18 protein-coding genes are annotated in these 23690 nt (G+C 45.5%); 5 read left to right on the top strand and 13 right to left on the bottom strand.

The annotated features are described in order from the left end of the window. Window positions 1–45 precede the first annotated feature (45 nt). Window positions 46–2019 carry a serine hydrolase domain-containing protein gene (locus MHI01_RS14445; protein WP_339285542.1) on the bottom strand — a complete coding sequence of 658 codons (1974 nt, stop codon included), beginning with the start codon at window positions 2017–2019 and terminating at the stop codon, window positions 46–48. 168 nt (window positions 2020–2187) lie between these two features. Here MHI01_RS14445 and MHI01_RS14450 point away from each other — a divergent pair, with 168 nt between their 5' ends. The 3 genes from MHI01_RS14450 (at window position 2188) to MHI01_RS14460 (ending at window position 4421) form a co-directional block, all read left to right on the top strand. Next, window positions 2188–2553 carry a DUF6713 family protein gene (locus MHI01_RS14450; protein WP_017690584.1) on the top strand — a complete coding sequence of 122 codons (366 nt, stop codon included), beginning with the start codon at window positions 2188–2190 and terminating at the stop codon, window positions 2551–2553. A gap of 169 nt (window positions 2554–2722) precedes the next feature. Continuing rightward, window positions 2723–3118, top strand: a complete 396-nt coding sequence (locus MHI01_RS14455; protein WP_036606000.1) for a hypothetical protein — start codon at window positions 2723–2725, stop codon at window positions 3116–3118. A 313-nt stretch (window positions 3119–3431) separates the two neighbouring features. Beyond that, window positions 3432–4421, top strand: coding sequence for a DUF4003 family protein (locus MHI01_RS14460; protein ID WP_339285541.1), 990 nt, complete (start codon window positions 3432–3434; stop codon window positions 4419–4421). 111 nt (window positions 4422–4532) lie between these two features. Here MHI01_RS14460 and MHI01_RS14465 read toward each other — a convergent pair whose 3' ends face one another. The 3 genes from MHI01_RS14465 to MHI01_RS14475 form a co-directional block, all read right to left on the bottom strand. Beyond that, complete coding sequence (locus MHI01_RS14465) at window positions 4533–5522, bottom strand: phosphotransferase (RefSeq protein ID WP_340983448.1); 990 nt, start codon at window positions 5520–5522, stop codon at window positions 4533–4535. A 168-nt stretch (window positions 5523–5690) separates the two neighbouring features. Continuing rightward, entirely contained in the window at window positions 5691–7466 is a 1776-nt protein-coding gene (locus tag MHI01_RS14470) for a SulP family inorganic anion transporter (RefSeq protein WP_340983449.1), read from the bottom strand. A 166-nt stretch (window positions 7467–7632) separates the two neighbouring features. Next, window positions 7633–7962, bottom strand: coding sequence for an ArsR/SmtB family transcription factor (locus MHI01_RS14475; RefSeq protein WP_017690603.1), 330 nt, complete (start codon window positions 7960–7962; stop codon window positions 7633–7635). Window positions 7963–8155: 193 nt separating this feature from the next. Here MHI01_RS14475 and MHI01_RS14480 point away from each other — a divergent pair, with 193 nt between their 5' ends. Beyond that, window positions 8156–9100 carry an alpha/beta hydrolase gene (locus tag MHI01_RS14480; RefSeq protein WP_340983450.1) on the top strand — a complete coding sequence of 315 codons (945 nt, stop codon included), beginning with the start codon at window positions 8156–8158 and terminating at the stop codon, window positions 9098–9100. A 108-nt stretch (window positions 9101–9208) separates the two neighbouring features. Here MHI01_RS14480 and MHI01_RS14485 read toward each other — a convergent pair whose 3' ends face one another. The 9 genes from MHI01_RS14485 to MHI01_RS14525 all read right to left on the bottom strand — a co-directional run bounded on the left by MHI01_RS14485 (window position 9209) and on the right by MHI01_RS14525 (window position 22517). Beyond that, window positions 9209–10786 (bottom strand): glycoside hydrolase family 43 protein, encoded by a 1578-nt coding sequence (locus tag MHI01_RS14485; RefSeq protein ID WP_340983452.1) that lies wholly within the window; start codon window positions 10784–10786, stop codon window positions 9209–9211. After that, window positions 10783–11682 (bottom strand): carbohydrate ABC transporter permease, encoded by a 900-nt coding sequence (locus MHI01_RS14490; protein ID WP_036668326.1) that lies wholly within the window; start codon window positions 11680–11682, stop codon window positions 10783–10785. The genes MHI01_RS14485 and MHI01_RS14490 overlap by 4 nt, the downstream gene beginning before the upstream one ends. A gap of 15 nt (window positions 11683–11697) precedes the next feature. Beyond that, a complete protein-coding gene (locus tag MHI01_RS14495; protein ID WP_036606005.1) occupies window positions 11698–12672 on the bottom strand; it encodes an ABC transporter permease in 975 nt (324 codons plus the stop codon). Window positions 12673–12807: 135 nt separating this feature from the next. Beyond that, window positions 12808–14478: an extracellular solute-binding protein gene (locus MHI01_RS14500; protein WP_036606006.1), complete on the bottom strand. Its 1671-nt coding sequence runs from the start codon at window positions 14476–14478 to the stop codon at window positions 12808–12810. A gap of 178 nt (window positions 14479–14656) precedes the next feature. Continuing rightward, window positions 14657–16231, bottom strand: a complete 1575-nt coding sequence (locus MHI01_RS14505; protein WP_340983453.1) for a response regulator — start codon at window positions 16229–16231, stop codon at window positions 14657–14659. 11 nt (window positions 16232–16242) lie between these two features. Further along, entirely contained in the window at window positions 16243–18045 is a 1803-nt protein-coding gene (locus tag MHI01_RS14510) for a cache domain-containing sensor histidine kinase (RefSeq protein WP_340983454.1), read from the bottom strand. 199 nt (window positions 18046–18244) lie between these two features. Beyond that, window positions 18245–19093: a GNAT family N-acetyltransferase gene (locus MHI01_RS14515; RefSeq protein ID WP_340983455.1), complete on the bottom strand. Its 849-nt coding sequence runs from the start codon at window positions 19091–19093 to the stop codon at window positions 18245–18247. Window positions 19094–19303: 210 nt separating this feature from the next. Continuing rightward, on the bottom strand, window positions 19304–21484 hold the full coding sequence (gene gnpA / locus MHI01_RS14520) for a 1,3-beta-galactosyl-N-acetylhexosamine phosphorylase (protein ID WP_340983456.1): 2181 nt from the start codon (window positions 21482–21484) through the stop codon (window positions 19304–19306). Between the two features lie 13 nt (window positions 21485–21497). After that, on the bottom strand, window positions 21498–22517 hold the full coding sequence (locus MHI01_RS14525; RefSeq protein WP_036606011.1) for a glycoside hydrolase family 88/105 protein: 1020 nt from the start codon (window positions 22515–22517) through the stop codon (window positions 21498–21500). A gap of 171 nt (window positions 22518–22688) precedes the next feature. Here MHI01_RS14525 and MHI01_RS14530 point away from each other — a divergent pair, with 171 nt between their 5' ends. Next, the gene (locus MHI01_RS14530) at window positions 22689–23636 is read left to right on the top strand and encodes an AraC family transcriptional regulator (protein ID WP_101314773.1); all 948 of its coding nucleotides are present in this window, start codon (window positions 22689–22691) and stop codon (window positions 23634–23636) included. Window positions 23637–23690 lie beyond the last annotated feature (54 nt).

Genomic DNA, 23690 nt, shown 5'->3' on the forward strand with positions numbered 1-23690 from the left:
ATGCCTCCGATATCTATCTTTTTTCTTCCACTTAAGAGGAGGCCTTCAACCAAAATGCCAGCCCAGCAGGTTCCAATGATAGAAAAATAAACTCAAGATCACTGCTGCTACCGTTACAAATGTATAGCGCACACGCTTCAGTAACGTCCAATATTGGTTTTTCCATACCAGAACGCCCATGATGAATATTGCCGCAGTCAACCCTACAAGGATAACCGGCATCAACAGATAGAGACGTAAAGATAGTGGAATATGGCTAAGCCGATCAATCAGATTCATGTTCAACACCAGAAGTGTTGCGCCCAAGGTTAATAATCCCCATATAGACGTAATAGCTGACAGTCGAACTGCCCATTTCTGTGCTTTTGGCATCACTCTGATTTCGCGTCTGCGATAAACAAATCCATGCAATACAGTGATGAACAGAACAACCGAAATGCCGAGCAAGAGGAGCCAGAACTTCGATTGGTTCATTAACGGTGCAGGTTCCAGCGGCATTGGGTTTAATATATCCAGAAACAGATACGTGACCTTGCCCTCTGCATCGGTGCGGAACCCCATCTGATGTGTCCCTCCGACCTCCTGGAATAAATTCACGCCAATCGGAGTATACACTTGCTGATCTGCACCACTTCCAATAAACAGTCGGTTATCCGAAAACTCAACATTGATTTGAGTCAGAAAACTGAAAAACTTATCGATCTTCGTGTGATTGCGACGGGTAAATTGATAAGAGCCTGCATATTTTTCCAGAGACTCCCCTAATTCGATAGAAGTTTCATTAGGCTGCTTAGTTGCATGTACAGGATAGTATCGGTCAAAAAAGGCTTGCGCCAACCCTTCTGCTGCCGTTCCGCCTTCCCCTCCACTATAGGAAACAAAGATGCCCACTTTTTTGTCCGGTACAAGATAAAGGGCTGTATTAAACAGCTCATCGGCCCCTCCATGAGAGATCACACGCAGTCCATTCATATTCAACTCGTAAAAGCCCAGATCCATGGCGGGTAAACGTTCATCAAACTGGAATGCCGGAGAATGCATGAGCTTGGCTGTTTCCGGCTTGAGTATTTGTTTATCTTCATATCGCCCGTCTTGAAGATGGGCGATCATGAAATGAGCCATATCGTTTGCCGACACGCTCCCTGATCCCGCAGGACGGAATCCGCCCTCATACGTTGGCCGTTTGGTTACAAACTCGCCGTTAGCTCGGGCGTATCCAAGGGCGGCATAAGGTTCCAGAGACGCTGGAACAGGCTCCTCTACCGTAGCATAATTCATGCCCAGCGGATCAAATATATTTTTCTGTATATAGTCATTATAGGCAACACCACTGACCTCTTCGACGATAAGTCCCGCGAGTGAGGCGCCATAATTGGAATACGACAGCATCTCGCCTGGTGGCTTAACCCTTGCAGGCATATGTTTTGCCATCGTTTCAGCAATAGAGACGGGAAGTTTCCCCGGATCGGTAGTGATCTGGTAACCTACACCGCCCTCCTCGAATCCTGCGGTATGGGTCATGAGATGGCGCAACGTAATCGGTTCCTCATAGGTTTTCGGTATTTTCACCGTTTTCAGATAAGTGTTGACGTCTGTATCAAGATCAAGCTTGCCCGCCTCAACCAATTGCATCACGGCGGTCCATGTGAACAGCTTTGTTGTTGAAGCAATTCGAAATAAGCTGGTTTGGGGATCCACGGGTTTATTTTCTTCGATGTTCGAATGTCCGTACCCTTTGGAGAGCAGGATCTTCCCATCCTTCACAATCGAAATGACTGCGCCTGGAATCTGTAAAGATCGCATTTGCACATCCATCATCCCATCCATGAATGCCGTTAACTGATCTGAATCATCCAGATTCGCTACGACTCCTTGCTCCAATTTGCCCGAATTTAATCCCGGATTGGATACTGCTGCCGATAGTGGCATGGTCCCTAATCCAGTTGCCCCTAATATCATGCCTAACAATAACACCAGTAAAATCATTTTCCCAAAAATCTTTCTTATCAACGATGACATGACTTGCCCCCACCACTCCGCATATTTTTTAATACCTGTTCCTTACGCTTTCTTTCGAGAGCATATCAAGCACGTATGAACGGAGCGTGAACCTTTTTTTCATATTTTGCCAAATCAAATGACCTTTAGTAAGATAGGAACAGATTGAATAGGAAAAGGAGACTTTGCATGCCTGACTTTTTACTGGTTTTATTTTTGTTTAACCTGTCTCTCTTTCTGCTTCACGAAATGGATGCCATCAGGCGGTCCGAGTGGAAATTGTTTATGGTGTTAAAAGATATGGAAGATGATAAAGCCTATAGGTATTTCACTTGGATTCACCTGCCAATGTATACCATCATCCTCTCTCTTCTTTTTAGCTCATATCAGACCATTACATTTTGGGTGCTGGATATCTTTTTCATCATACATACCGTATTACACTTCTTTTTCGAAAAACATCCTCGAAATGAATTTAAAAACGGGTTCTCCAGATCATTGATCTACCCTATGGGAATAATCGCTTTAATTCATTTGATATTCCTAATCATCTAATCTGATCCACTATTTACATCTGTAATTTATTGGTATATAGTATAGTCGTTAGGAATGTCAGCGCTAACATAAACTGAATAAGGAGGGGCTCCAATCCGTTTCGAAAAGGTTTTTGGTTTACATTGAGTTAAACTATAAAAACACTTTATTTTGAGAGGATGGGCATTCTATGAAAAGACGCATTAGCACATTTTTTGCACTTATTCTAGGTATCTCCCTTCTGTTTAGCCTGACCGCTTCCGCTAATCCCGCCATCGTAAGTTATGGAAGTACCTATTCCCATGCGCTCTCGGCCGGGCAAGGATACGCCTATATTCTTCCTAACGCTAAAACGACTGGTACCAGCGTGAAAATTACGACAAATGCAGCCAATACCCTTCAACTGCGCTACTACTGGAACTACAATAATACGACACTCGACCTCGGTACAGTTATCGTAAGCAACAATACTTACAATGGCGGGTCAGCCTACTACAATCCGGGTACGCTGATCACTGTCGTAGAACGTGTTCCAGGATCGACGACGGCATACCCTAACGTAGCCTACACAATTTCTTTCAATTAGATTAGTCCTATATCACCGATCAATCTAACCTACGACCGCTGATTGCGGTCTTTTTTATATTCAACAACTAGACTCTCTTATTTATGGAAGTGGCACCCCTTAAATAAAAGGGTAATAATAGATTGATAGTCTATTCTATATTTTCTTAAATGGAGATAATAAAGTGGATTACGCCAAATCAAAATATGCCATCGTAGACGAGACCCCGAATCCAGCAGCTTCAAGGCATTGGAAGAGGTCATGTTACAGCGTGAAGGTAATCTAATCATGAAATAGAGTACTGTAGAATAACAGTGAATATGGAGGTGTACCCATGCAGCAGCATCATGCAGAACGAGTTGAATTATTTGTTTCCAATACCCAGATCATCAAGAAGTCGTTCAAATGGCAACACGCGATGATGCAACGTCTGGTTGCCCTGCTCTATGCAACGGAGAATAAAACAGCGGATGGGGAAGCTATTGGTCAAAGCCATGAGTTGATTAAGCAAAACACAAAACTTTTCTCTGCATTCAGAGGTAATTCGGCCATTAGCATTGCTGCCATGCTCTCCCTTACAACGGATGCAGAGACAAGACTGGCAGACACCTTGCATGTCTATGACTTGATGAAAGAGATTAAATTTCGCAACTCCGATTATCTGGTTATTGCCGCCTATCAGATCGCTAATCAGACATCACCTGACCAGTTTCAACCTACGGTGGAGCGGGCTAAATTATTTTATGACGGCATGAAATCAGAGCATCGTTTCCTCACTGGACAGGATGACTACATTTTCGCTGCCATGTTAGCCCTTTCCGATCTCGAGGTGGTTACTGGTGTGGCACGTATGGAACAACTCTACGGGGAATTAAAACCAGAGTTCTCTTCCAGAAACAGTGTGCAGGCGTTAACACAGGTCCTGGTTCTTGGAGATGATCCCCCGGATGCAGGTGCTCGTGTGATTGCTTTAAATGAAGCTTTTCGCAAAAGGAATCTCCGAATGGATAAAACGTATACGTTACCCTCTCTCGGAATACTTTCTCTACTGCCTTCGGACAGAGAGTCATTAGTGGATGAAGTCGCGGAAACAAATGACTGGTTACGGACTCAAAAAGGCTTCGGTGCCTGGTCAATCGACAAACAGGAGTTGCTCCTGTTCTCGTCTGCTCTGGTAGCCATTCAACATGTGGAGAATCTGCGGAACGGTGTGCTTACGACAGCAATCTCAACCAGTATCACAAATATTATCATCGCTCAACAAGCGGCCATGGCCGCAACTGCCGCAGCATCGGCTGCTGCCGCTTCATCATCATCGAATTAATGAGTGACCCTGTTACCTTCAATATAAGATGAAAAAGACCCTCCCGAGTTCAAGTTTACTCGGAAGGGTCTTAAAGCATTCAAACCTACACCTAATAATGTTCATCATTCGCTAGGATATAATCCCCGTATCCCGGAATTCTTCCACGAAACTATCCAGCCAATCCGAACCATAGTCCAGCGCACCCATATCACTCTCAATAAAAGCAACATCTAGTCCCATCACCCAGAATCGGCGAGCAACAATAAAGAGATCAACCGCCTGCTCATCTTCGGCAGAGAAACTTCTGACTGAACGATATCCTGCCATGAGCGCATCCCATAATGCTGCTTTTCGCTCATCAGACTGCCTTTTTCGAACTTTCACTTGAGCTAAATCATAGGCACGCCAGCCTTTGGCTGCCCACTCGAAGTCATAATGGATGAACTGATGTTCCTGTTGAAACACATTGTTATTTCCATGCATATCGCCATGGCACAGACCAAAGTCCAGCTCTTGTCTGGAAGTGGCAACGATGCGTTCTTTTAACGTTGTGGCAAACGTATGGAGAAATGCTGCTGCTTCATTGTTCTCACCGATATAGTGGATAATTCGCTCAAGGGGTTCGTCAATAAGTAACTTCAGATCCAGCTCATATCGTGGCAGCTCCATGTTCACCTGATCCATAGCCTCATGCAATTCAGCGGCAGATTGACCAAAAACGTAACAAGACTCCTCATCCTCCAGGTTGTTCTCCGTACCCTCAATATACCGAAACATTACAGCAACCCGCTTGCCTTCCGCAGCCTCCAACACCGTATATCCCGTATGATCTTTCTTCTCGATGTATTCTCCAATGTCGGTATGTTCCGCAGAACCTAGAACGTTCTTCAGTTGAGACAATAATGAAAGCTCATACTGAACATCTGCCTCCGTGATTTCAGTGCGGTAGATACGGAGAATGTACATGCCACTGGACGTGCGAACCCGGTAAGTATCATTCAATCCTCTAAGCCAAAACAAACATTCTTCCCATGTTCCAATGTCATAGTGATTCCTCAATGCAGACTCCAGGTACCTGGGGTTAAGCACTGAACGTAAAGCAGTCGGTTGAATGGACATATGGTTGCTCCTTCGGTTTAATATGATTATTTCTCATCTAATAGACGATGTAATCCTTTCACCTATCAACCTATAACATAGTATATTTTTCGTTTATTTTCCAGAATATATATTTTGATAAGCAAATACTCTCTAGACTCTTATAGCTCCATCTCTCTCATCAGCAGGTTAGATAGGGCTATTTACATTGACTCGCTTTCCAGGTTTCAGCAGGTTATTACACTCTGGGTCGGTGCCAGCACTCGACAATGCAGCACATTCACGAAAGGCAAAATGTTTGCACCCCCTGCATTTCTGAACATCCAGATGCAATAATGCATAATTGATGGCTTCACCCGTGTGCTCAAACATATGATCCGGACCAATCCGTTCAATCAAACCTGTTCTCTTCAACATCTCCAACGGTTGCGCCTGAATGCCTGAAAGTAAAATCCTGCCCCCGGATCTCTCCATATGTTTGACAACACGGGCCAGATTGGATTCACCTGTTGTATCCATAAAAGGCACCTTACCCATTCGCAACAGCAGAGTGCCTGGTCGACGATGAATCGAATCCATGACCGACTTCTCGAACGTATCCGCTGCGCCGAAAAAAAGTGGCCCTTCAATTGTGTATAGGCTTATTTGCGGGCAGTCATGTCCTTCCCGAACCATGTGGGCCATGACTTTCTCATGTTTATGATCGGGATCGGGTAGTACTTTGGCAACCTTCAACATCTCACTCATCCGTTTAACAAATAAAAGGACCGCCAGAATCAACCCAACCTCTACAGCCGTTGTTAAACTTGTAAATACGGTCAGCAAAAAGGTAATCAGCAGAACGAGTGAATCACTCGTTTTGGTTTTCATGACATGTATGAAGGATCTCCGTTCACTCATATTCCAGGCAACCAGCATGAGAACAGGAGCCATACTGGCAAGAGGAATGTGGGATGCATATGGCGCAAAGAGAACAAGTACCAGCAAAACCACCACACCGTGAATCACGCCAGACCATGGCGATACTGCGCCGGATTTGATATTTGTTGCTGTACGTGCAATCGCTCCTGTTGCAGGAATACCACCAAACAACGGCGTCACCATATTAGCAATCCCCTGCCCAATCAACTCTCGATTGCTGTTATGCCGACTTCCGGTCATGCCATCGGCAACAACTGCGGATAGCAGCGATTCAATTCCACCCAGCATGGCGATGACAAAAGCGGGTTGCAGCAAGTTCACAATACGCTCCCAAGTGATCTCTGGCACATGAAACTGAGGCAAAGAGTTAGGTATGGCGCCAAAGGACGAGCCAATTGTAGCCACCTGCCCTTCAAAAAAGAACGCCGCGACTACCGTCGAAAGAACCAGCCCCACCAGTGATGCAGGCACCTTTGGTGCAAACTTGGGCACAAGCAGAAGAACAGCCAGACAGATTCCAGCTGTAAGCACACTGTATATATTAATCGTAGAGATATGCATCCCGATTTCTTTCATATTGGACCAGAAATCCTCGTGTTTCTCGATGCCTCGAAGTCCCAGAAAGTTCGTAATTTGTCCGCTAAAAATAATGACGGCGATCCCTGCCGTAAAACCGATAGTCACCGGCTTTGGAATAAACTTAATTAATGCCCCGAGCTTGAATACGCCCATTAGTACAAGCATCAAACCGGCCATCATTCCGGCGATCAGCAGATTCTCATATCCATACTGCATCACAATGGCAAATAGGATCGGAATGAATGCCCCCGTTGGCCCGCCAATCTGGAACTTGGACCCACCCAGCAAGGAAATGAGAATCCCTGCGATTACTGTGGTATATAATCCATACTCCGGTTTGACCCCGGAAGCGATGGCAAACGCCATACCGAGTGGAATCGCAATGATACCTACAATCAGTCCTGATAACAGATCCTTGCGAAAAGCGGCAGTATTGTACCCTGCATATCTCCCCATCCATTTCATGTACCAAAACCTTCTTTTCTTCATATATTTGAATATTTGAATATATTTAAAAGACTACTCCCCTGCATACGTCCTGTCAATCGGATTACGCACAATCCCAGCAGGAACCTAACACAAAAAAACAAGAACCTCCGGAGCTTACACCCAGTTGCTCTTGTTTATTGTGTCAGGACTCTTTACGAATATCTTCCAGCATGGAAATGGCATCAACCAGATGATTGTCAAAAATCTGTTTGGTGACTGCCAGCAGGTCCTTAATCAGCGGATCACGCAGCGAATAGGTGACGGTTGTCCCTTCTTTGATTCCGTGGACAACGTTTTTGCTGCGCAATACAGCCAGTTGCTGTGAAACGGCAGAGCCTTCCGATCCCAGAATGCTTTGCAGTTCATTCACGTTCTTGGCTCCTTCACTCAGCAGCTCCAGAATCTGAATCCGCATCGGGTGTGCCAATGCTTTGAAAAAATCCGCTTTAAACTGTTGTATGCTCTGATTCATACGCTATGCCCCTTCAATCGAACTTTTGAAGATGCAAATATCATAACATAGAACGGGTACCATGCTTTACTCTAACCATAACGGTTTGATGGAAAAATCAAGATTGACCTTGAAGTACACTTCAACCTTTATACTTTACTTATAGTCTCCACAGACCGTATATCTGAACTCCATCAGGAAGGGTGATTCCTCAATGAACTTGTATATCCATAATCACAAACGCTCGTTGACGAGCTTTCTATTCGAGAAATATATCGGAACGTTAGATACCAAGAAAATTTTTTCAACACGCGAGCTTACCCGCAAACACCTGGATCATATGGGCTTGGAAAACATTAAACCTTATATCTTGGGTAAAACAAAACTGTCATCTTCCATTAAAGAGCGCTCCCATGAAGACATGCAGGTGTTCACCTTAAACGATCAGCATTCCCGTGAACAGAGGGTCATTCTCTACATTCATGGCGGGGCGCATACACACCAGCCGCTGTCTTTACACTGGAAATTCATGGACCGCATGGCTCAGGCTCTGAATGCCAAAGTTGTTGCTCCCATCTATCCAAAGGTTCCGCATTTTAATTATCAGCACACGTATCCGAAACTGCTCAATCTATACCGGGATCTGCTTGCCTCCGTGGACGACCCAGCACAACTCACCATTATGGGGGATTCCGCAGGCGGGAACATATCCCTAGCCTTGACCCATTATCTGAAGATGCATGATCTCCCGCAGCCCAAAGATATCATCTTGTTATCACCTTGTGTGGAGATGGTGCTGGACAATCCGGTCATATTTGATTACGAGACACGCGACCCTATGCTCGCTGTGGAAGGGTATGATGTCATCCGGCGGATCTGGGCAGCTGACAAACCGTTGAACGATCCGTTAATCAGTCCAATCTACGGAGATTTCGCCGGTCTGGGCAAAATCAGCATCTTTATCGGGACTCACGAGGGTTTGTTTCCTGATAATATGAAGCTCGACAAACTGCTGACGGATCAAAGAATCGATCATCAAACGTACGTTTACCCCAAAATGAACCATGTCTTTGTCCTCTATCCGATTCCGGAGGCCAGGGATGCGCAGCGTAAAATAATTAACATCATAAAAAGCTCAGCACATGAAGCTGGACAATAGACTGTAATGCCTCCCCATAGCCCTTTCGCAAAAAGAACGAAAAAAGCTCAATCCCTGGACTACCGCCACCGGATTGAGCTTTCTTGCTGTTATTCTGTCATCTAAATATTATTTATATGAACCATATTCAAACCAGTCAAAATCCGCTACCTGATCGGAAGAAGTACCGTTGCTGCTGCTAAACATTCCGATACAACAGCCAACAAAGCCGCCGGCTACTTCGGTGCTCAGGCTGCTTGTATCCACCTGTTCCGCCACCAGATGATACTGACTTCCATCCGTGCTGTAATAGAAGTTTAGTTGCTGACCTGTCGCAGCCAGTTTGATATACACTCGCGATACATCACCCTCCAGCGCGATTTGCGCAATGTGGGTATCCTGACCATCTATAACGGTCACCACACGTAGCACCTGCTGTTTATCCGCCAGAGCACGCTCAATCCGTACGTGATACAGATCGTTCTGAATGACGACAAGACCAGCCGTTTCATTGGCATTCCCGGGCACAAATTCCATCGCTGTAGCTGCGACATAATCCATATGCCTTTGACGCAGACAAACAAAGCTGGAATTTTCTTTTTCCTTCAATGTTTGCGGTTTCAGCTTCAGTCGCAAGTATCCTTTTCGTTCGGTTAATGAATAGAGATCCTCCTGAGGATTGCGCAGGAACATCCATTGCAAGCCCAGTTTATCACTGTCAAAATGGTCAAAACGCAGTTGCGGCTCTACCGGAACAGGCTTCAAATCCAACGTGCCCTGCTCCTCCAGGATTCCGCGGCCCTCATTGACAACAGGCCATCCGTCCTCCCAAACGACAGAAGCAAGGAACGTCTCCCGCCCCAGATTGCTATAGCTCCCTCCATATGGACGCGAAGCAAGCATGACCATGAACCATTGACCGTTCGCAGCCTGCACCAAGTCGGCATGTCCTACATTAACAACAGGGTAACGTTTACCCAAATGGCGATGTGTAATGATTGGATTATTCGGATTCCCGACGTATCCTTCGGTCAAACTTTTGCTACGAGCAATGGTCACGGCATGGTTTGGCCCTGTGCCTCCCTCTGCAATCAATAAATAGTAATACTCATCGATCTTATACAGATGCGGGCCTTCCGGCCAGATGACATCCACCATCGCCCCGCGCCACAGAACGTAACTGTCTCCCACCAGCTTCATACTGCCCAGATCCAACTCCCGTAGCCACACTTCCCAGTTCCCATTGTAACGAACTCCCTCGGAGCAAGGACGTGTACCAAGGTAATACGCTTTGCCATCATCGAAGAAAATTGTAGGGTCTATGCCTTCTGCGCCTTCAATAAAATAAGGATCAGACCATGGCCCAGCCGGGTCGGTAGCGGTTACAACAAAATTGCCGCCATGTGATACATTAGTTGTAATCATATAGAAGGTGCCTTCATGATACCGAAGCGTTGGAGCGAATATCCCCTGTGAATGGCCTGCTCCCTGAAGATTTAATTGCGAAGGGCGGTCCAGCACATTTCCAATCTGTTTCCAATTCACTAGATCACGGCTCTGAAAGATCGGAACGCCAGGAAAATAGGCAAATGTTGATGTCACCAGATAAAAATCTTCACCCACCCGGCATACGGACGGATCTGGATAAAACCCGGGCATAATCGGATTGTTAAACGTGCATTGTTCGCTTTGAGTTGCATTATTCATTCTTTTACCCCTCCAATGGTTAGTCCAGTCACAAAGTATTTTTGCAAGAACGGATACAGTAAAACAATCGGCATTGCCGTCACAACCGTGATTGCTGCCCGAATGGATACAGGCGTCACCATGTTGGTTACATTTTTGAATGAATCCACGTTGACGGTCCCCCCCTGTGAGGTCGCAGAGGATAACAATTTCATCAGCTCATACTGCAAGGTGGTCAAATTCCGATTTCCCGCCGTGTACAACATAGAGTCAAACCAGGAGTTCCACTGACCTACAGCAATAAACAGTGCAACCGTAGCCAGAACCGGCTTGGATAGGGGAAGCACGATACGCATGAAAATCCGAAAATCTCCGGCTCCATCCATCTTCGCGGATTCAATCAATCCCTCCGATAGTCCCTGAATGTAGGTACGAATGACGATCATGTTGAACACCCCGATCAACCCGGGAATAATGTATACCCAGAAGCTGTTCAGCAGCCCCACTTGTTTGATCAGCATGTATCCCGGAATTAAGCCGCCGCTGAAATACATCGTCATGACAAACAGCGTTGTGACCAATTTGTTAAACATATACTCCTTGCGGCTCAGCACATAGGCCAGCATGGCTGTACAGAACAGCTGTACAACCGTTCCCACCACGGTTCTGGCGACCGAAACAAATGCGGCTTGTGTCAGATTCGGGTTTTGGAATACGGAAACGTAATTTTGCAGCGTCCATTCCCTCGGCCAGAGATAGATCCCCCCGCGGATCGTATCCAGCCCGTTATTGAAAGATACGGCAATGGTGTTTAAAAAAGGATATAACGTAACAACCATGACAAGCAACATAAATATGCCATTGGTGATAGAAAAAATAGAGTCTCCCAAGCTTCGGTTTCTACTAAATCGTTTCACAGCTCTGCCCCCTTATCATATCAATCGCTCTTCACCAAGAGACTTGGCAATCCCGTTGGCGATAAATATGAGCACCAGACTGACCACACTTTTGAAAATGCCTGCTGCGGTGGCAAGTGAGTAGTTGCCGAGATTAATCCCGTATTTCAAAACAAAAATGTCGATCGTCTCGGATACATCCTGCACAAGTCCGTTCCCCAGCAAGTATTGAATCTCAAAACCCGCGTTCAGTACGTTACCAACGTTGATGATAAGCAGGATAATAATCGTTGGTTTGATGCTTGGAAGCGTGACATTGAACATTTTACGAAACCGTCCAGCTCCGTCGATGGAAGCTGCCTCGTACAAGCTCGGATTAATCGACGCCATGGCCGCCAGATAAATAATCGTGCCCCAGCCAATTTCCTTCCACATGCTGGACAGACCTACAATCCCCCAGAAGTACTTTGGTTCGGCAAAAAAATTGATCGGTGCATCAATCAGGCCCAATTTCGTCAATAGCACATTCACTATTCCTGTTTCCGTTGACAATACATTCGCAACAATACCTGTTACGATGATCCATGACAGGAAATGCGGAAGGTAGGAAACCGTCTGTACCACGCGTTTGAACAATACCATTCGCAGTTCATTCAATAAGAGCGCCAGACCAATCGAGCCGACAAATCCCAGAAACAGACTGATCAGGCTCATCGCCAGCGTATTGCGAATGACACGTAAAAATGTAGGGTCCGTGAATAACGTTCGAAAATGATCCACCCCAACCCAATCCTGCTCCATAAAACCAATGCCCGGTCTATAATTCTGAAACGCCATCAACCAGCCCCATAATGGTCCATACGCAAAAATAGCGATAAACGCAATAAACGGAAATGACATCCACATTAATTGTCGCTGACTTTTCATTCTGGACAGGTTGTACCCGATCCAGCTTGTTCCCGCTGGGATATGGCTGGTTTTTAACGAAGGCTGCAACTCCTTTTTGGCCATGTTTTTCTCTCCTTGCTTACGAGTTTATCTATATCACCCAGTCTGGGTGAATCGATTCCATTCCTATCCAATCTCCCAATCTAGCGTGTAAGAAAGGCTACGGGGTTCCCCATAGCCTTTCTGTGTGACAGGCCTTTATCCCCACAGTTCCATACGTCTGCGGACTTCTTCCGTCAGCGCATCTTCATACGCTTTAATATCTGCACTTTCCTTGAGCGTGGCTTGATATTCTTCCCAAGCCTTATCAAATTCGGCTGGTGAAGTCATAATCACTTTTGGCAGCCATTTGCGTTTTACATCGTCCATTTTCTGTCTGGCGATGGTCTCCGGTTTATTCGGTTCAAAATTATAGGTATAGATTGGGAACCACGGTTCATTTTCCTCCGCAGGCTCCAGGAAGTCGGTAAACTTCGTATATCCGTAAGCCTTCAGCACTTTTTTGTCGATGTCATTCAAAGTGGCAAGGTACTCCTCCGGCTGCTCCTTAGGGTCAAGGGCATTCTTCCCGTCAGCGGTCATGCCTTCATGATGCGGGAAATAGACCAACGGGCTTCCCGTGTTCGCCAGCACCCAGTCCGGATCTTTGGAATTTGCACGTTGCTCTTCATTCCTGGAGAACACACCTTTGTCATCGACTTGGTAATCCACGCCTTCCTGTCCCCAAGTTCTCAATACTTCCATCTCAGGGTCCAACAAATCATTAATATATTGAAGTGCTCCCTCGATATCCTCGCAGCTCTTTGTAATGGCCAAGCCACCATTCACGTTAAGGATTGGATTGTTCTGATAGCGCCCTTTAACATCCTCGGAGAGTGTAATGGACAACGGTACATAGGTTTTGTCATACAATTTTTGTTTCACGAGTGATGCCTCGGCGTCAAGGAACTGCCATCCTTGGTCCACCATGCCCAGCACACGTCCGGTTGAAATTTTGGAAATATATTGATCATAGTTTGCTGTAAAGGTTTCGTTATCGACCAAACCTTGATGATATACCTCATTGATCTTCTTGAAATATGCCTTCGCTTCCGGAATGGTATTATAGTTTTTGGCCGTCAGCGTTTCTTTATCAACGATGGCTGCGCCTTCGTTAGGATAACCAGCCATGAAGAGCGGAGGGTTCTCCAGTGCGAAATAACGCCAGTCATAGGAGATAATTTCAAATCCAATTGTTGGCTGACCATCAACGGTCGGGTGAGCTGCTTTATATCGTTCAATCAAGTCGAAGTATTGGTCAAGCGTTTTGATTGTCGGATAATTATCCCACTCCAGTACGGCCTTCTGAATCCAGAATGCTTCTCCGTCATGGGATACTTTCATCGACTTTTCTTGTATATTGCCGAATTGAGGAATGAAGTAGATATGTCCATCCGTCGTATTTTTCATCTTCTTCCAGTCTTCGCCCAGGTAATTTTTGATGTTTGGATATTTATCGATGTAATCCTCAAGAGGTACTAACGCTCCTGCTGCTACCAGTTGCTGAGTACCATCACTCCCATCGATAAAATCGGGATATTCGCCGCCTGCAATGAGTACACCAATCCGCTCTTTGGCTGTTTGGCCCGTAAGCCAGTCCATCGTGACTCTGGCGCCTGTTTTCTCCTCAATAGCCTTTAACACCCGATTATCGTCAGGCGCAATTTTTCCCGGTACGGCAAAAAATGCGGAAAATTGTTTCAATTCCCTTCCATCTGCTGTCTTTTCCCCTTTCGAGGACGATCCCGGTGTACATCCAGTGAGTGCGATGACCAGTATTAAAGCGAGCAGAGCACTATACTTGATTCTTTTTCTAACATCCTTTTTCATCATGACCCCTCCATCGATTATATTGACAGAAGCTTTTTGGAAAGCGCTTTCCAAAGGCTGACTTAAAATTATCATGCTTCCATGCCCCTCTCAACGGGATAAACTATAGATGGAATCCCACTAATTCCAGCATCTGCGAAAAAAAATATCCCGCCGCTCCGTCAAGGAGTGCAGGATGTTAATCAAGAGAGTACGTAGCATGGGCACTTTTACGATATTGTGCAGGAGTCTCCCCCATGAGTTTCTCGAACCGGCTAATAAAGTAATCGGAATCCCGATATCCCACCATTGTTGCGATTTCGTATACTCTTTGATCTGTTCTGCGCAACAGCCGGGCGGCTTCCTCAATACGCAATTGATTCAAATAATCACTGAAGCTGATCGAGAAATGCTTTTTGAAAATCTGACCCAGATATGCACTATTCATGTAAAACTGCTCCCCGAGCAATTTCAGGCTGATATTTTCTCTGTAATGCTCGTGAATGAAGGCCTCAATTTTGGCTAATACGCCCATCGCATTTGACTTTTGCTGCTCCTTCAGTTTCTCTGCGCATATGAGCGAGAATTCGCATAAATGTTCAATGTTTTCCTCCATGGATAACATCGCGTAGTTCACCTTCAGAAAAGTCGATTCCATCAACCCCGAATCTGGAGTAACCGTATCGTTATTCACGAGATCCAGCAATGTGTATGCCAAATAATGCAAGTGGATGCGGACAATACCAGGCTCGATTCGCTCATCCAGAAAAAATTGAAAAATGGCCTTTGCATGACTGTATAACTCATCCGTCTGCTGTTCCTCAATAGACTTGACTAGCCCATCAAATAATTGTTTTTCGAACTGTCCCGGCCGATTAACAAATAAGGTCGTATCCATAAGTTCGAAATAATAAATGGGCCTGCAAGTGGTGAAGAAACGTAAGCTTTTCATTATGCCGCAGGATTGATAAGACTCGTGCAGCGCCTCCAACTCATGTACTTCCTTCCCGACATAACAAGCAATAGCCGCCTCTTGACCATGGCTCAGATCGGCATGTAATCGGGTCAAATATTGCTCCAAGGTCACTGCCTCACGGTTCACCATCAGGTCCGTAACCATAAGCAGAACCGCATTTTTATCACCTGTGAAGGGCTTCAAAATTTGTCCTGGCAAGGGCTTGCCCACCCATGCCTCAACCCGAGCGCACCAATCCGTTCCCTGTTCTGGACCGGCTTCCGCCTCAATCAGGATGCAACGCAGTATGCCGACATCTTGATAGTGGGCCTGCAGACTCGTAACAGCATCCTCCTCAGCCACCCCAAGCAAGATTGACTGCATATGCTGAGCCATAATAATTCGATCTTTTTTTTGCTGATATCGCTTCTCTTCCGTCCGCGCATTAAATGCGACCCTGAACTCCTCAAGCACCTGAACCAGTTCGGTCTTCACAATAGGCTTGAGAATGTAGTCATCCACCTGGTATTTAATCGCCTGCTTGGCATATCCGAACTCATAGAATCCACTTAGAAGAATCAGCTTGATGTCACCGTTATATTGCTCGTACAAGGTTTTGGCAAGCTGCATTCCGTCCATTTCCGGCATCTTAATGTCGGAAATCACCAGATCGGGCTGCATAGCGCGTATGCACTCCAATGCCTGCATGCCATTGGAAGCCTGACCGCAAATCTGAAACCCGTAAGACTCCCAATCAATTAACAATAGAAGTCCTTGGCGAATAAATGGCTCATCGTCCACAATCAGCACGTTGATCATATCCTCGCTCCTTATTCTTGAGATGCCTGCATAAGAGGAATTTGAATGCCAATCGTTGTTCCCTTCCCCTTTTCACTGAATATGTGCACCTGAACGAAATCATCAAAATACATCCGCAGCCGAATATATGCATTCATCATACCAATGCTGCTAAGCTCGCTCATCCGATCCATACTCGGGTCTTGCATCATTTTGCGGAGCGAGGCCAGCTTGTCCTGATCCATACCGACTCCGGTATCTCGAATGGAAATGTACAGCTCATTACTTCGAATTTCGAATAATACCTCCACGACCCCATCATTCGACGTCCCCTCAATACCATGGATACAAGCATTCTCCACAAAGGTGAGAACGGTTAGCTTGGGTATCATCATGGCAGCAATGGATTCGTCTGTGATCCGGATTGCAAATTGCAACTTTTCACCAAAGCGATACTGCTGGATACTCAGATAACTCTCCACAAAATTGATTTCCTCTGCAATTGTAATCAGATCATCGCCCCAATTGATCGTCTGACGTAACAGCAGTGCCAGTTTATGAATGACATCGGAGGTTTCAAGCTCGTCCTTGATCAAACTCCGCATACGGATCGTTTCAAGCGTGTTGAACATGAAATGGGGATTCACCTGACTCTGAAGGGCTTTCAGCTCCGCCTGCTTTTTGGAGAGCTCAAGGGCTTGCCGATCCACCTGGCCCTTAAACACAATCTCAATCAGGTTCTTGATCTTGATGACCATCATGTTATAACTATGGGTCAGGCTTCCGATCTCGTCTTTGCCCACAGGTCCCGATATCACCTCAAATTTCTCATGCTTCACTTGATCCAGGTGCTTTGCTATCCGATCAACTCTGATGACCAGTGATCTGGATATCAACCAGATTAGCAGTGTCGGCACCAACAGATTAAGAATGATCAGCAAAGTCAAATTAAGCTTGGAATTAACAATCTCCGACAGAACGTCCAATTTCTCCGTGCTGACGACAATCTGCCAATCCTCGGATACGACGGGGATTGATTGCATGGATTGAACAGGGTCAATTGGACTGTTTGCAATCAGATTAAATGGCTTGCGCATCTGATTCATTTTTGAATCGTTCGAGAAAATGACCCTGCCATCCGAAACGACATACACCTTCCCATTGGCTCCCTCATTTTTAAGCGATTTGTTGATGAGAGCGTAGTCCAGATCAACCTTTAACACCTTTTCAACCTGCTGCTCCCCAAAGTAATCCAGCTTACGAATAATGCTTACTTTGCGTCCTCCCTGACTTTGCGACATCTCCGCCTGCTGTTTGTCAAAATACGAATAGATCATGATATGGTCGCTTGTGTTCATCAGCGCTTGATACCAATCACTTTTCTTCACCTCATCATCCAGCTTAATGAAGTTTCCTCCATTGACGAAGGTATCATTGCCAACATAAAACGTAATTTGATTCACCTGCTGGTAGCTGTAGTAGTACCTGACCAGATTGTTGTTGCTAAGCATATCATAGTAGGCAGAGTAATAGTCTTCCTGATCGTGATACTTGAACTCCATGAACCGGTTCAGCGTTCCATCGGTATAGAGAAAATTGGACACATACAAGCTATTGTCTATACTGTTCCGCAGGTTGAACTTGATCCTTTGCTGCATTTCATTGAATCGGCTATGCTCCTTCTCTTCAATGTTACCTTTGATGCTTTGGTAAAACACGGTATTTGTGACCAGGACCGGGACCAGCACACAAAAAATGAACAATATGTACAACTTGGTTTTGAGACTCCAATCATCCAGAAACTGAATACGCTTACAGTATTTCTTTCGGCTCATGTTATGTCTTTGTCTCCTCTAACCATGTCATATATCAACATTATTATAACGAGTACAGGATGGGTTGGATACTGCAATCCAGGATTTCCGGGAAGCCTTTAATCAACCTCCCGTTCAACTGGCCCAACAAGACAGACACTAACACCCCACATATTTTCGTATGAACCCGATCTGATCTTAAGTCGAAACGGGTATCTCGTTATAATTTCAAGAGCATTTCGTACTGGCCCACATGATATACAAAACCTGATTTGACCAGGAGGAAATCTTGCATCGGTTTCAGATGAGACTCCACATTGAGGACACTGATTCTAGGCGATTCTGTGCGTTGGACCATCTCTGTCAGGATGCTGCTTGCAATACCTTTGCCCCGGTAATTTTGGTTCACTGCAAGCTGGGGAATATCACCTGTTTTTTGATCTATAATGCCATAACCAACAATGCTGTGATCCTGACGTGCTACCACATAGATAAAAGCCTCCGGTACAGCGTAGATGGAATCAATTGAATTTTGCCAGGAGGGCTCCACATCCCAAAATTCCTTGAACTGCTCCACATCGATTCTCTCCACACATTCCACCGTGCAGGTTGATTGCGGTATGAATTGATCTTTTTGCAACTGGAAACATGAAAATTCCCTTTGAATTTTGAAGTTTTGTTTACTGTACAGCTGAACTGCAGATTCGTTGGATTGGATGACTTCCAGCAAATATTGCTCTACATTTTTTTCTTTTAACAGCTTTTGAATATTCAAGAGCAGATTGCTTGTAATGCCTTGCCGTCTGCAATCTTTTACAACGCCTGTCCCAAGATCATATGCAGTTGTCTTTCCATTCCAACTTCGAAGTCCATTGATAACAAATCCAACCATTCTCTCATCTTTAAAGGCTCCCATAGATATTTCGGGGTGATAACCCCTTCGTTGGAGCATCTGTTGAAACTTCCAAAAAGGCAAATCCATTTTAACCTGGTAGTCGGAGAATGCATCCACAAACGCCTCGTGAAGTGTCTCCATGCTTATCTTGTCCAACATTTTATAACTGTACATTAGGGCATTCTCTCCTTTAAAAAGATGAAAACAATAATATATTAGGGCTCATGATCCCTATCCTTATTTAGATATTCTACTAAATAGTGTTAACACTATAAAGTAATATCCGTACGATAAAATCTGCTTTCTTCAGAGTTTTCAGACACGTCCTAATAACTAAAATAGACCGCTCCCTGGTTAAGGAATACGGTCTATCGAGTCATTATTCTATGGGGATACCGATTTTGTTAAACCAATTTTGGTGATCACCGTATCATACGGCTCCAATTCCACGGTCTGTTTTCCATGCTCTGTATTGATCGTCGTGGACTGAACCTGATTGCTATTATTGATCACAACCAATATGTTGCTCTCAGGGTAGTACGCGCACTCGGTATACAAGTTATCCGTGATGTACTTTGTTTCATGGAATTCATTGCCCGCATATCGAATCAAATTCAGAAGTAGTCTTGTATTTTCCCAGCTGAATTCGAAGGAAGGCAGGTAGATCCCTTTTCCTTTTCCAAAAGCATGTGTGGACAGTGTGATCTGACCATCCGTTTCACTCACTACAGCTGCTGATCCATCAGTAAGATAAATGTTATCTTTCGGAAGTATGCTGGCCCCCTCAGGCACCAAACCATACTCATCATTAATCTCATACGACCATTTTCCATGAACAACCCTTGCACCTGTATCCTCATCCACCCCAAGCACATGAGCCATTCTGAAAAAGCTGTCGTACCCGTCCATTGCCGAAGGCTGGTTAATGCCAATAAAGGTACCACCCTCATACACCCATTGGGTCAATAAGTCCACAGACTTGTGGTCACTCCAATGCGCTCCACCGCTCCATGCTGAACCTGCAGAGCCGGCATTGATGACGACATCTACATCCTTCAATGCCCCCTGTCGAATATCATCAAAATCAATAAACTGCACGTCAACAGGCAACCCGGCTAATGCCTCATTCACATGGATCAGATCATGCATATGTGTTTCATGAAAATGACCGGACAAGGTCCACGATCTTAACTTGCCCCAGCTATGCAGCACAGCTACCTTTGTCTTGATCTGATAAGGCTTTCCAGCCTGATGTAGCTCTTTCATTTCCCTGAATTCATGGGCAATCTTCTCGATATAATCCACAAAGTCCGGGTAAGGCTCAACCAGATGCAAATATCCACCCAGTCCAATCCTGTCAATCGACTCACGCAGCAGCGCACGCCGGATATTAATCCAGTATTTCTTCGTATCCAGGGTAGGGTCTCCGCCCTCCTTGAAGGTAGGAAGCCCGCCTAAGCCAACTGGGAACAAGTAGGGATGCAAGCGAATCTCATGGGTATCAGCCTTAACGCCGGAGCACATTCTTGCCTCGTAACCGGAGAACACACATTTGATCATGCCGTCGAATCCAAACTCCTCAAAGCGGTCATTGTACGGCTCCATGCCTACCCAGCTGTCATCATAGAAGACATACGCCAGCTTGTCATGATTGTGTACAATATCAATTAACTTTTTACCGAATTCAATGACAAAATCATTGATAAATGCCATCCAGTCCAGTTTGCGCTGATCCGCAGGCATATGAGTGACCTGATATTTACCGCCATTTACAAAGTCCTCGGCGGAGAGTGAATATCCATATTTTTGAGCAAACAGATCCAGCGCTCTCGAACTTACCGTGAAATCGTATGAACCCCAATCCGAGAACAGATGGCGATTCCGCTCATCACTGCCCCAGATCCAGGCGAAGTTATAAAATAGGGACGTAAAACGTACAACGGTTGTTTCCGGGTGTTCTTGGCACCACTTTTCCATCCAATCCAGCAAATAGGTTTGGGTGTCTGTATAGATCGGGTCAATCTGCATCAGATGCTCTTTGTCCCAATTATTCGTCGTGTGATTGTACATGGAAATCTCTTCCCATATCCGATAAACCATGAAACTCACCGTGTATTTATGCCAAGGAGCAACGCCGGTAATGACAACATTGCCAGATTCCCTTTCATAATTCCACTGTCCTCTAGGAACTTCTTCCCCAGTCGTTCGGTCGTACACCTGCCAATACTTAAACGCTTCTTTCGAATCATTCACCCTGAATTGTTCAGCGAAGAAGTCCTCCATCAGATAGATGGATACATAATCTTGCACAGCAACCTTCGGATTCGTAATGAGAAAACATTGCTGCAACTTATCCAGATTACGGGATGCCCACTCATTATGATCCCGAATAATGCAAATGGTTGAATAGATGCCGTATCCGGCATTGATAATCTCATCGGACAACTTTGTACCGTCACTGTCACGGATCACATCGGCACCCCAGCGGTCGGCAAGTTCAAGCGTCAGTGCTTCATAACCGGATTCTCCCGGTAGTGTAAAGGAGCCTTTGGTTAATTTGGACAATTGGGTTCCCTCCCTATCTCAACATATCGGACAGAAAAGCCAGTGCCAGGCCCTGACCCCAGCCCTGAATCCAGTCTTTTGGAATATTGCGATAGCCAGCCCGATCCTTCATCACCGCGGTACCTCCAGATACACCAAGCACGCGTCCATCTTCGCTAATGTTGTTCAGGATACCTTCAAGTGCCTTTTGCACGTATTTGGTATGCAGTGGATTACCGTTATTGATCATCGCTGCTGCAATACCTGCGGAAGCCGATACCTCTTCATACGATTCTTCGTCATCCAGAACCGTACGCCACAAGCCGTTCTCGGTCTGTACCAGCTTGAGAGCCGCCAATTGATCACGAAGGGCACACTCTACATCCATACATTGCGGATACAAGTACCAGTCGTTGAGCTGAGGTTTCACCTGAGACATCGTATAGGCTCCCCAAGCATTCGCTCTGCCCCAGTAAAATCCGGACATGTGGTCCTTATTAATATTGTTATAACCGTGATACCACAGACTGCTGGTCGGATCTTGCAGGTATTTGATATGCCAGTAATACTGATTCAGCGCATCCTGAATCATGGCTTCATCTTTTAATTTGCTACCTACGCGGAGCAGGAAAAATGCCGCCATAAACAAGGTATCCGCCCAAGCCTGTTCGGGGAAATCATTGGAAACCGATACCGTATGCTGAAGCACATTGTCTCCAAAGCGAAGTGCATGATTCTGGAGATAATCGACTTTACTGAGGACAATGTCCCAATATTTCTGATCCCCGGTTTCTTCATATAAAGTGATGAGCACATGGCCCATGGCACATGTATTTACCGTCCAACTTGGCAACCCCAGCTCGATATATTCGTCTGCCCATTTCACCAGCCTGTCCAGAATCTCTTGGTTGCCTGTCGTTTGATAGGCTCTGGATACACCATAATAAGCCACTCCACCGGGCCAATCCCATGTCAGATCCATATCCAGTGTTTTCTTGGTAACGTTCTCGATTACATGTAGAATTTGATCCCTGTCATATTTCACTTGAAGCATTGTTATTCCCCTCTCCCTGCGCACACGCTCCCAAGTGCGCCCTGAGAGGTGTCCGTCCATTGTTGTAAACGCTTTACTTATTCCATTGTACGCAGTAAAATAGTCTCAATCTAAGCATATTCATAACAAAACTGCGCAATTTCAATCATTTATACATAGGAGTCCTCGAAAATGCCCAAACCGAAGAAACCTGTCATTGAATATCGTCACTACAGCCTGCCCATTGATTTCCCTGTCCTGTTACTCAGTGGGGACCGCTGGAGAATATCCGATATCAAGAGTGAGCATCTTCATTTCCATAACCACATGGAGATTGGCATCTGTTATTCAGATGGAGGCATCATGGAGATTAAGGGAGAATCTGTGCCTTTTCGAGCAGGCGACATCTCGTTCATTCCCCGATATCTTCCACATACCACATACAGTTCACCTAATAACGCCAGCCTGTGGGCTTATATCTTTTTTTCACCGGAAGAACTCTTCCGTCATTCGCTCAAAACAGCACAAACTCACATTGAACCGAATCTATGGGCGATTCAGGGAACCAATTGCATTCTGAATAAGGAACAGCATCCCAAAATTCATATGCTCGCAACTTCAATCGTTGAAGAAATGAAGCAGCAGTCCCCCTACTATCGGGAGAGCGCGTACGGCTTGTTGATGTCTCTATATATCGAACTGCTTCGAATTCATGCGAGCAGCGAACGCTTGTCATCTCAGGATCACGAACGGGAAAGAGACCTCCAAGGTGACTTGGTCATCTCACCCGTGCTGGAGTTTATCACCAAAAACTATATGATGCCTGTGACCATAGATTACCTCGCTGATCTGTGTCATCTGAGTACAACGCATTTTCGCCGCAAGTTCCATGAAATTATGGGAACCACGCCGCTTGATTTTCTGAACAGTACCCGGATTGAAGAGGCATGCAAACGATTAAAAAGCACCGAGGCCTCCATTCTGTCCATCTCTGAGCAGGTCGGCTTCCGATCCATCTCCAGCTTTAACCGTTGCTTCGCCAAACTGATGGGCGAATCGCCTAAAGCCTGGCGCAAAGGCGCTCATACAGAAGCACAGTCTGCAAAAGCCTCAATATTGGAATTCACGGGGTGGGTATGAATTCACGTTTGTATATTGAGATAACCCTGCTCATAAAAAAGATACAAAAAATCC

The sequence above is a fragment of the Paenibacillus sp. FSL M7-0656 genome (genome assembly GCF_038003225.1).
Lineage (GTDB): Bacteria > Bacillota > Bacilli > Paenibacillales > Paenibacillaceae > Paenibacillus > Paenibacillus amylolyticus.